The 10,598-nt window shown below is 36.0% G+C and carries 9 protein-coding genes and 1 pseudogene; 8 read left to right on the top strand and 2 right to left on the bottom strand.

Going from position 1 to position 10,598, the window contains the following annotated elements; translation table 11 throughout:
* Positions 1-254 precede the first annotated feature (254 nt).
* The 4 genes and pseudogenes from IGQ45_00205 to IGQ45_00190 all read left to right on the top strand — a co-directional run bounded on the left by IGQ45_00205 (position 255) and on the right by IGQ45_00190 (position 2,929).
* Complete coding sequence (locus IGQ45_00205; protein ID MBF2055648.1) at positions 255-1,175, top strand: cation transporter; 921 nt, start codon at positions 255-257, stop codon at positions 1,173-1,175.
* Positions 1,176-1,288: 113 nt separating this feature from the next.
* Positions 1,289-1,480, top strand: a pseudogene (locus IGQ45_00200) (IS1 family transposase).
* Between the two features lie 47 nt (positions 1,481-1,527).
* Positions 1,528-2,430: a methionine synthase gene (locus tag IGQ45_00195; GenBank protein ID MBF2055647.1), complete on the top strand. Its 903-nt coding sequence runs from the start codon at positions 1,528-1,530 to the stop codon at positions 2,428-2,430.
* Between the two features lie 37 nt (positions 2,431-2,467).
* Complete coding sequence (locus IGQ45_00190; GenBank protein ID MBF2055646.1) at positions 2,468-2,929, top strand: DUF29 domain-containing protein; 462 nt, start codon at positions 2,468-2,470, stop codon at positions 2,927-2,929.
* A gap of 262 nt (positions 2,930-3,191) precedes the next feature.
* On the opposite strand, the gene IGQ45_00185 is transcribed toward IGQ45_00190, so the two are convergent.
* Positions 3,192-4,064: a hypothetical protein gene (locus IGQ45_00185; protein ID MBF2055645.1), complete on the bottom strand. Its 873-nt coding sequence runs from the start codon at positions 4,062-4,064 to the stop codon at positions 3,192-3,194.
* 78 nt (positions 4,065-4,142) lie between these two features.
* Here IGQ45_00185 and IGQ45_00180 point away from each other — a divergent pair, with 78 nt between their 5' ends.
* From IGQ45_00180 to IGQ45_00165, 4 genes are all read left to right on the top strand, one after another.
* Positions 4,143-4,988: a hypothetical protein gene (locus IGQ45_00180; GenBank protein MBF2055644.1), complete on the top strand. Its 846-nt coding sequence runs from the start codon at positions 4,143-4,145 to the stop codon at positions 4,986-4,988.
* Between the two features lie 161 nt (positions 4,989-5,149).
* On the top strand, positions 5,150-7,159 hold the full coding sequence (tkt, locus tag IGQ45_00175) for a transketolase (GenBank protein MBF2055643.1): 2,010 nt from the start codon (positions 5,150-5,152) through the stop codon (positions 7,157-7,159).
* A gap of 492 nt (positions 7,160-7,651) precedes the next feature.
* Entirely contained in the window at positions 7,652-8,263 is a 612-nt protein-coding gene (locus tag IGQ45_00170) for a DedA family protein (protein ID MBF2055642.1), read from the top strand.
* 484 nt (positions 8,264-8,747) lie between these two features.
* Positions 8,748-9,764, top strand: a complete 1,017-nt coding sequence (locus IGQ45_00165; GenBank protein ID MBF2055641.1) for a thiamine phosphate synthase — start codon at positions 8,748-8,750, stop codon at positions 9,762-9,764.
* 296 nt (positions 9,765-10,060) lie between these two features.
* Here IGQ45_00165 and IGQ45_00160 read toward each other — a convergent pair whose 3' ends face one another.
* Positions 10,061-10,432, bottom strand: a complete 372-nt coding sequence (locus IGQ45_00160; protein ID MBF2055640.1) for a plastocyanin — start codon at positions 10,430-10,432, stop codon at positions 10,061-10,063.
* Between the last annotated feature and the right edge of the window lie 166 nt (positions 10,433-10,598).

Raw genomic sequence — 10,598 nt, 5'->3', positions numbered from 1 at the left:
TATGGGCTGTCGTCTAACGGCGAGTCGGTGAACCAAGAATCCCCCACTATAACCCGTAGGGTTTAGTGGTGGGAGTGTCAATTCTTTACTCTATACCTTAATAATAACTAAGTTAAAATCAAATCACATCCGTTTTAATAACCAATTTTTTAAAGGGTTGACATTTTTTAACTAAGAATTTATCTTTATCAAGAATGTGATTAATACTTACTTTATCAAACCTTTACAATTCCCTCTGCGAGTATTTATGGATTATGGCAAAAGATATAAGATCAGATGTGAGACGAGTGTTAATTATTACCCTATGCCTAAATCTCATGGTATTAGGCATTAAATGGGTTGTGGGCATCATGACAGGCTCTCTTAGTTTACAAGCAGAGGCGTTACACAGCGTCACCGATAGCGCCAATAATATTCTGGGTTTGGTGACTAATCAATTATCCTCTCCGCACCCTGACCGAGAACATCCGTACGGACATCAGAAATTTGAGGCTTTAGGAGCGCTCTCCATCGCTGTTTTTCTCGGTATTGTGGGTTACGAAATTCTTTCTAATGCTGTCAGTAGTCTCTTTTCTAAGAGCGTTTCTCTTAGTATTAGCGCCCCTGAATTGTGGTTATTAATTCTGGTTTTAATTATTAATATCGGTGTGGCTTTATATGAGCGTGGAGTGGGCAAAAAACTTGGTAGTAATATTTTGATTGCCGATGCTTCTCACACCATGAGTGATGTGTGGGTGACGATTACGGTGTTAATCAGTTTAACTTTAATCTGGGGTGGAGGGCGCTGGAATTTACCTTCTTTACAATTTCTCGATGTGTGGTTAGCTTTTCCTGTGGCTTTATTGGTGTTTAAAAGTGGCTGGGATGTTTTAAGCTCAAATATCCCTTGGTTAATCGATCAAATGGCTATTGAGCCAGAATCAATTCATGACGTAGTCATGGAAGTAGAAGGGGTAACTAACTGTCATGATATAGCCTCTAGGGGTTTATTAGGCAGACAAGTTTTCATCGAAATGCACTTAATTGTTGAACCCACCGACTTAAAAAGCGCCCACGACATTACCGAAATGGTAGAAACCAAATTACAAGAAAAATTTGCCCCAGCGCGCGTCTTAATTCATGTTGAACCCATGGATTACCATTCAGATCAGATCACTTTCTCTGGTGAAACTTGATTTTATGCCAAAACTTGAGGAAATGTCTCCCCTTGAGAAAGAGAGATTTCGAGGGAGTCATTGGTTAATTGGGCTATGAATTAAAATAGATTGAAGATAAACGTCAACGACATGGAGACCAAATTATCAGTAAAAAATATATGACCATAGTAGAAGAAGAAAACACAAGATTAAGACACTACTTAGCTAGGTTACATCGGAAAACCTTGTGTTATTCTAAATCAATGGAAATGTTGAAATACTCTGTCCGTTTGCTGATTCACTATCTTCATTGGCAAGATGTCCCAGTTTCTTCTCGTTCATAGCAGAATTCACCAACGCCTTAAAGTTAATATCTCTCTATAAAATATTTATGCAAGGAATATATATTGTTGCTAATAATAAAGTTAAAGAAAATGCTATTGCCTTACTCAATAGTATTCGATTATATGACAAGGAAACACCAATTTATTTAATTCCTTTTGATGACAAATATCAAGAAGTATTCAAAATATTAGAAGCCAAACACAGCGTTAAATTATTTCCTGATTTAGATTTTGTTAATAAATTCACCGCAAAAATTGCCACTATTTTTGATCGAGATTTTTTAGCATTACCCAACAAAATGCGTAAGCTAGTGCAATGGTTTGGACCTTTAGATGAGTTTCTCTATATCGATACTGATATTGTTGTTTTTGAAAAAATTATCGATAATTTACAGTATCTCCAAGAATATGATTTTCTTAACTGTGATTATCACTTTAAGGGTCGTAAATTGAATGATATATTTTCCCCTGTGGTATTAGAAAAAAATATATTTTCTTCTCAGCAATTAGAAGATGTCTTTAATAGCGGTTTTTGGGCTTCAAAAAAAGGTATTTTTACTGAAAACGAATTATATCAAATATTGGCGGAGTGCGCCCTCCACCGTGAATATTTCGATTTCTCACAGAAAACCACAGACCAACCAATTTTAAATTATTTAATTTTAAAAACCACTCAAAAACGGTTAAATTTAGTTAAATTGACTGATAATGAGCCAGGAAACTGGGCAGGTTCACCTCATTTTGAAGAAAAAGATCACATACTCTATGATCAAGGAAAACGTTTAAAATATGTTCATTGGGCTGGGGTAGCGGTGGAGGGCGCTTATGCTGATTTATGGCAATATTACCGCTATTTAGGTGAGGGTAAACTCATAAAAATAAGCCCAAATAATCCTTATCAAAATTATTGGAATAAGCTAAAATTAAAATTGAAGCAATTTTTACCATAAATATAAGATAAGTAAAAATAAAACGAGGCAAATTTATATGACAGTGATAGACAAAGTTGACTTAAAAAAATTATATGAGATAGATGATTATTTATGGATACAAGAAACAGTAAAATTACTAAAAGAAAATAAATTTAATGATTTAGATTTAGATAATTTAATTGAGGAGTTAGATGACTTGGGTAGAGAAAGAAAACACAGTGTAGAAAATTTACTTAAACAGGTTATTATCCATTTATTACTATTGCAATATTGGCAAAAAGAATACAATTATAATGCCAGTCATTGGCGTGGAGAGATTAGAACCTTTCGCCAAGATTTAGAACTAAAACTTACTACTAATTTGCAAAATTATTTAACGACAAACTTGGAAAAAATCTATCAAAAGGGTTTAAGAATTGCCATGGATAAAACTGAGTTAAATTCTTCTGTATTTCCTCCCAAATGCCCTTATACTTTAGAACAGTTATTGAATGAAGATTGGTTTCCTCATAATTAGTTTAAAAACTCCCTTGTAATAATAAAATAAATAATCTTTGGATTTGGGGTAACGGTGGAGGGCGCTTATCATGATGTGTAGAAATATTACCGATATTTAGGTGAATATAAACCTTACGAAACAACAAAGACTAAAACTAATATAACTTTTCTCGATAAATTGAAGATGACCAAGAACATAATAAGGTAAATATAATCTATTTGTTACGTTATTATAGATTTATCTGCTAAAAAATAAACAATAACTATAATCTATTTTTAAATTAGGCTTTTAAAGCCAATGAATGAGGAACTTTTACTCCTTGTGCGATAGCTATATCAATATAATTATTAATTCTTTCTTCACAATCGGCTAAACTGACAGTATTTTCTTTACCCATTATTTTTAAATTAGAACGTTGGTTAATTTTTTCTGTGTAAATAGTTTCAGTGGCTTGTGTTGGGGTGATACTTAATGTTTCAAATAATTCTAGGACATTTTGATAATTGTTTAAACTTTCCAAGCGCACTTCACTGGTAATAATAGAAGGGTATTCTTGTTGAAAACGTATTGCCCTAGCCTCTATATCAATTAAATAAGCGATACAACGATCATATTGGTCTAATTCTTGATAATTTAAACAAGGTATAGCAGAAGTGACGGCATCAGGGCGAGACATCCATAAATGCCAATTAGGGTGACGATCAGAAAAATAGCCCAATTCAACAAAACTTTTCAATACTGAAGGCAAATATCTTCTCAAAATAATCACATTAACCTGTTTAAAATCTTCACAAATAACATCAAAAAAAGTTTTAATAAACATATGATTTGTTTCACAATACACTTTATTCTCAGGTAAATTACGCAAATAATTTTTAATAGTATAACTTTTAATTCTGCGTATTCTTTTGGATTTATTATTATTATAATCTAGTGTATTTGCTAAAGTAAGAAAATCTCCTGTCATCGGTGGGGCTGGTTCATGAAAACTAACCACTTCCTTCGCCGTCCCCAATAATTCCGCCAAATATTGAGAGCCTGAACGACCCGAATTAATATAAAATATTAAACGATGATTTTGTATTTTCTTTTCATTTAATTTATTAAAAATATTGTTCAAATATCGCTCAATAATAGATTTTACTTTATTCATGGTTTCTTTACTTTAGAGCTATGATTACCCCTGATATTGTATATTATCTTAGTACAATCAGAAATAATCTTAGTCATTATGAAAGCCATTGTTCTCACTTGTGATAAATATTTACAAATAGCCAATCATACTATTTTTACCTATCAAAAACTATGGAAAAACAACCCTTTTACTTTTCGAGTGCCTTATACTTCACAAAAACCAGATTTTTTACTAGAAAATTATGGCGATAAAATCGAATTAATTCAGAGCGAATCACCCATTAAACCCACAGTGTTAAAACTGTTAGATGATCTTGATGATGACGAGTGGATATATTGGTGTATGGATGATCGATATTTAGTAAAAATTAGATTACCTGAAGTTAATTCTTTATATGAATGCGTCAAAAAACTTGATGACAAAGACATAATTTCTATTAGAATAAAGCGCATGAATACTTCTTATACGGCTGATAAATTCTTAAAAAAAGATGGGGATATTATTGTTAATGAAAAATTAACGTTAAAAGAATTAGTTTTTTCTGATGGGGATACAGTCGGCGGAGAACAAGTGTGGGAACCGCAATTTGCAAGAGTAAAATATATTAGGAGAATCTTTGCTAGTTTTCCAGACCATGATTTTAGAGCAAAAGAAATGGACTCTTTCCCTAAGCATAAACTGAAAGGAGAAAAACTATATGTACCTGAAAATAATTTAGTGGTATTGGGAGAAAGTACCCATCGTGGCGAATTGACAGAAAACTGCGCTTCTAATTTGAAAAAATACAGTATGGTAGTACCTTCGCAATTCAATATCACCAATAAATATATGATTCATGGCAAATTACCTTATAGCTTCATGGGGACTGAATTTTATTTACCATCTAATGTGCAATGGTTTGTTACCAGTGTTTACCGTTGGTATTGGCGTAATCGTAATTAACTGATTTACTACGCTTGTATTTTTTGTAGTTATAAAGATACCAGAAAAAATAAGGATGATCTGAAAATACTTGCGATCCATACAAAACAATGAGAAGATAATCGGTAAATTCCCTAACAATTTAAAAGTTAAAGTAGAATCACTAAAAAAAATATTACATTATGGTAGCTACAACTCAATCTCTGCAAGAACTTTGCGTTAATGCAATTCGTTTCCTCTCCATCGATGGAGTCGAAAAAGCTAAATCTGGTCACCCTGGCTTACCCATGGGTGCAGCGCCCATGGCTTTCGTTTTATGGGATCAGTTTATGAAGTTTAACCCCAAAAATCCCCAATGGATTAACCGTGATCGCTTCGTGCTTTCTGCTGGTCATGGTTCTATGCTTCAGTATTCCCTATTACATCTCTATGGTTATGATAGCGTTACTATTGAGGATATTAAACAATTCCGTCAGTGGAAATCCAGAACTCCCGGACACCCTGAAAACTTTATGACGGCTGGGGTAGAAGTGACTACTGGTCCTCTTGGTCAAGGTATCGCCAATGGTGTGGGTTTAGCTTTAGCCGAAGCGCACCTCGCCGCTAAATATAACAAGCCAGACTGTACCTTAATCGATCATTACACCTATGTAATTTTGGGTGATGGTTGCAACATGGAAGGTATTTCTGGTGAAGCTGCATCCCTTGCTGGTCACTGGGGTTTAGGTAAATTAATCGCCCTCTATGATGATAACCACATCTCCATCGATGGTTCTACTGATATTGCTTTCACCGAAGATGTTTCTAAGCGTTTCGAGGCTTACGGTTGGCACGTTCTCCACGTTGAAGATGGTAACACTGATTTAGAGGCTATTGCTAAAGCCATCGCCGAAGCTAAATCCGTCACCGATAAACCCACTATGATTAAAGTAACCACCACCATCGGTTATGGTTCACCCAAAAAGAGTGGTACTGCTGGAGTGCACGGTGCGGCGCTGGGCGCTGATGAAGTGGCTGCTACCCGTAAAGAATTAGGTTGGAATTATGATCCTTTCGTTGTGCCTGATGAAGTTTATAACCACTTTAGAAAGGCTGTGGCGAAGGGCGCTAGTTTAGAAGCGGAATGGAATCAAACTTTAGCCACCTACAAAACTAAGTATCCCACCGAAGCAACCGAGTTTGAACAAATCACCTCCGGTAAATTGCCCGAAAACTGGGCAGATTGTCTCCCTACCTACACCCCCGAAGATAAACCCTTAGCTAGTCGTAAGCATTCTGAACATTGTTTAAATGCCATTGCCAAAGTTTTACCTCAGTTAATCGGTGGTTCAGCAGACTTAACCCACTCTAATTTAACTCAAATCGAGGTTTCTGGGGATTTCCAGAAGGGCGCTTATGAAAATCGTAACGTGCATTTCGGGGTTCGTGAACACGCCATGGGCGCTATTTGTAACGCTATTTCTTTACATAACACTGGTTTAATTCCTTATGGTGCGACTTTCTTAATCTTCACTGATTACATGAGAAATTCTATCCGTTTATCGGCTTTATCTGAAGCGCAAGTAATTTGGGTAATGACTCATGATTCTATCGCTTTAGGGGAAGATGGCCCTACTCACCAACCTGTCGAACAGGTGATGTCTTTACGTCTTATCCCTGATTTAATGGTATTCCGCCCCGCAGATGGTAATGAGACTTCGGGCGCTTATAAGGTTGCCATTGAAACCAAGAAAAAATCTTCTGTCATGGCTTTAACCCGTCAAGGTTTACCTAATTTAGCTGGTTCTAGCATTGACGCAGTGGCAAAAGGTGGTTATGTGCTTTCCTGTGGTTTTGCCCCTGATGAGTTAGATTTAATCTTGATTGGTACTGGTAGCGAAGTTAATCTTTGCGTAGAAGCGGCAGAAAAGTTGAAAGCGGAAGGTAAAAAAGTGCGGGTGGTTTCCATGCCTTGTTTAGATTTATTCGACTTACAAAGTGACGAGTATAAAGAGTCTGTATTACCCAAAGCAATCACCAAGCGTGTTTCTGTGGAAGCTGGTGTAACTTGGGGTTGGGAAAAATATGTTGGTAGTGAAGGTAAAACTATCGGTGTTGATACTTTTGGTGCGTCAGCGCCCGGTGGTGTAATTATGGAACAATTTGGTTTTACTGTTGATAACGTGGTAGCTACTGCTAAATCTATTCTCTAATTTTATAAAGTTTAGAAATAAGGAGTTTAAACTCCTTGTTCTGAAATTTATTGAGAAAACGATGAGTCACTGAGTGTTAAAAAGTTTGTTATTTAATAACAAGCCCTCAGTGGCTTTTTTATTGCCTATTTTTAAATTGAGATAGAATCCTTGTTTGCATGGGGGAAGAAGTGGTCGAGTTGGCAATAAATAATATCAAGTTCGGATGATCACTTATCAAAAGAAGTGTGTATTTAAAGTTTCTGGCAGAGATTTAATTTTAACTGTTGAAGAGATAATTTTTTATTAATCTGTCATAACTACTGTATGGTATCTGGAAAAACAATACTGTTTAGACAAAAACACAAAATAGTAGGTGCTACTATAGGATGATAAAGCCTCATAATAGTCTATTATCCTCTGGACAATACTTTTTCATCGACACCTATCTATAATGGTGTCAGGACTTTTCCATCAGTTTTGTATTATTTATTGTCCATTATCAATTATTTTATGGAATTTTTATCATTAGAAAATATTAAAGAATTGGCGCACCAATATGGTTATTGGTCGGTATTTTTCGGTATTGCTATCGAAAATACGGGTATTCCTATCCCCGGAGAAACTATTACCATTGTTGGTGGTTTTTTTGCTGGAAGTGGTGAGTTAAATTATTGGTTAGTATTGATTTCGGCGGTGATGGGCGCTGTTTTAGGTGATAACTTCGGTTATTGGTTAGGAAGAATCGGTGGTTGGTCACTTTTTTTGAAAATAGCCAAATTTTTTCGGCTTCAAGAGGAGGAATTATCTAAAGCCAAAACTAAATTTAGCGATAATGCAGGAAAAGCGGTGTTTTTTGGGCGTTTTATCACTCTTTTAAGGGTATTTGCTGGACCTATCGCTGGAATTGTCGAAATGCCTTATCCTAAGTTCTTATTTTACAATTTTTGTGGTGCTGCGGTATGGGCTTCTGTCATTGTCACTATATCTTATTTTGTCGGGCGCATTATTCCTTTATCTCAGTTAGTGGGTATTATTGCTCAATTTGGCATCATTGCTCTATTATTAGTGGTGGCTTGGATTGTGATTCCTTTGATTATCAAGGCAAAAAAACAAGCTAATTAATAGCAATCAATGAAAAAAGAAATTATCTCAAGTTAGGGTAATCTGTTGTCAAAAGATTGTATCTTCGGAATTTACCCACCGTGTAATGAATTATATCAAGTTGGGATAATTAGTTATTAAAAGATTGTATCTTCGCTACTTCCCCACCGTGTAATGAATTACACGGAGCCAATAAGTTTACGTTCAATAAATTGAACTAAGATATTGATATTATTTTCCTTTGTTGTGAAGAGTTATTTCACTGTAAAATTTTCAGCTAAGTGTTAAATGATGGATAGTGCATCGCCCTACAGAGTTTTTAAATTTGTCTCAATCTTAATTGAAATAAGTTATCGTGCAAAATTAATTATATACGGGCAAGGGGTTTAAACCCTTTGTTGTTATAGCTTTGAAAAAAATAAAAGTCACAATTAATTTTGCTTACTTACTTAACTTTGCCCTTTTGATTTTTGATTAAAAAAGATTTTCCAAGAATTTGTAGATTATGATTAATGAAACCCAAGCAATATATAGAATATTAGATGCGAATTTAGATCGCAGTCGAGAAGGTTTAAGGATTATTGAGGAGTGGTGCCGTTTTGGTTTAGATGATGCAAACAGCGCCCTCCACTGTAAAAATATGCGTCAGGAGTTGGGCAAATGGCATGATAATAGATTAAGAAGCGCCCGTAACACTGCCCATGACGTTGGCACAAGTTTAAGCCATCCCCAAGAAGAAACCAGAAGTAATTTAAACGCTGTATTACAGGCGAATTTTTGTCGAATACAAGAAGCATTGCGAGTATTGGAAGAATACGGCAAGTTATATGATGGCGCGTTTGCGGGCGCTATGAAACAATTAAGGTATCAAGTGTATAGTTTAGAAAGTCAGTTAATGGGAAAATCTCGTCAGCAACGGTTACAAGAAGCCAAGTTATATTTAGTGACAGCGCCCGTCACCGATTTTTTACAGGTGGTGGAGTCTGCATTACAGGGCGGTTTAACCCTTGTGCAGTATCGTCACAAAACGGAAAATGATCCCCTCAGATACGAAGAGGCAAGGCAGTTAAAGGAATTATGTCACCGTTACGGGGCGTTATTTTTGGTTAATGATCGAGTGGATATTGCTTTGGCGGTGGGCGCTGATGGCATACATTTAGGGCAAACTGATTTGCCTGTGGCAGTGGCAAGACAACTTTTAGGCGCTGAGAAAATTATTGGCAAATCCACCACTAATCCCACGGAAATGGCTAACGCATTACAAGAGGATGTGGATTATATTGGGGTAGGTCCTGTTTATGCTACTCCCACTAAAGCTGGAAAAGCGCCCTCCGGCTTAGAATATGTGCGTTATGCTCAGGAAAATGCTACCATGCCTTGGTTTGCTATTGGTGGTATCGATGACACTAATATAACTGCGGTGACGGGCGCTGGGGCTTCTAGGGTGGCTGTGGTGCGCGCGGTGATGGGCGCTGAATCTCCCAAGGCTATGACTCAGACTCTTTTATCATTCTTGCAGTAAAGAGTTTATGATTCACCCAAAGACTAATTTCTCTACTCTTCTTTTCAAGTGTGCCATTCTCATTAGGGCAAATGAGTTCAAATCTCTTTCTAATTCTGTTGATTTTTCTTGAAAATCTAGTAATTTTATCTAGGAAATTCGAGTCTTAATTGACATTCTCCTAATTTAGGCTTTCATGAAAAAGTGTTGTGATGGAGTGACGGGAAAAGGGGAAAATCGAACCAAAAATCTAAAAAAAGACTTCCTAACTATAGGAAGTCTTTGTGTTTTTCGTTGGAAGATAAATCAATGAAGTATTATTCAACAACAATAACACCATTCATACCAGCACCTCTGTGAGGTTCACAGTAGTATTTATACTCACCCGGTTCATCAAAGGTAGCAGAAAAAGATTCACCAGCGGCAAACGCTAAACCTTTATGAGTTAATTCAGAAGCGTGGGGGGCTGAAGGATCGAAAACTACATTGTGAGGAGCTAATTTATTATTAACCCATTTAACACTATCTCCTGCTTTAATGGTTACTTTAGCAGGTTGGAAAGCCAACATACCACTATCAGCGCCCATCTTAACTTCTACGGTATCAGCTTGAGCAGAGGCAGTTGTGGAGATCACTACCATTACAGCTAACAATAAGGTAGATAAAAATAATCCTAATTTCTTAAACATTTTTTTAATTGATTTTATGTGACTATTTACACCTAATCATAATATGAAGTTTGACCAATTGTCAAACCAAAGATAAAAAAAAACAGGGCAAACGCATACTAAAAATTTGTGGGCGTTGCATCATTGCGGGATGATATGCAATTTTCTGATAGGTTGAAACAACTGT

The sequence above is a fragment of the Cyanobacterium sp. T60_A2020_053 genome (assembly GCA_015272165.1).
In the GTDB taxonomy this organism is placed as follows: domain Bacteria; phylum Cyanobacteriota; class Cyanobacteriia; order Cyanobacteriales; family Cyanobacteriaceae; genus Cyanobacterium.
This window is presented reverse-complemented; position numbering and strand designations above follow the sequence as displayed.

Excerpts from the sequence above, each read along its gene's own strand:
- IGQ45_00170 (MBF2055642.1), top strand. The coding sequence starts at position 7,652 with ATGGAATTTTTATCATTAGAAAATATTAAAGAATTGGCGCACCAATAT.
- IGQ45_00195 (MBF2055647.1), top strand. The coding sequence starts at position 1,528 with ATGCAAGGAATATATATTGTTGCTAATAATAAAGTTAAAGAAAATGCT.
- IGQ45_00185 (MBF2055645.1), bottom strand. The coding sequence starts at position 4,064 with ATGAATAAAGTAAAATCTATTATTGAGCGATATTTGAACAATATTTTT.
- IGQ45_00165 (MBF2055641.1), top strand. The coding sequence starts at position 8,748 with ATGATTAATGAAACCCAAGCAATATATAGAATATTAGATGCGAATTTA.
- IGQ45_00205 (MBF2055648.1), top strand. The coding sequence starts at position 255 with ATGGCAAAAGATATAAGATCAGATGTGAGACGAGTGTTAATTATTACC.
- tkt (MBF2055643.1), top strand. The coding sequence starts at position 5,150 with ATGGTAGCTACAACTCAATCTCTGCAAGAACTTTGCGTTAATGCAATT.
- IGQ45_00190 (MBF2055646.1), top strand. The coding sequence starts at position 2,468 with ATGACAGTGATAGACAAAGTTGACTTAAAAAAATTATATGAGATAGAT.
- IGQ45_00160 (MBF2055640.1), bottom strand. The coding sequence starts at position 10,432 with ATGTTTAAGAAATTAGGATTATTTTTATCTACCTTATTGTTAGCTGTA.
- IGQ45_00180 (MBF2055644.1), top strand. The coding sequence starts at position 4,143 with ATGAAAGCCATTGTTCTCACTTGTGATAAATATTTACAAATAGCCAAT.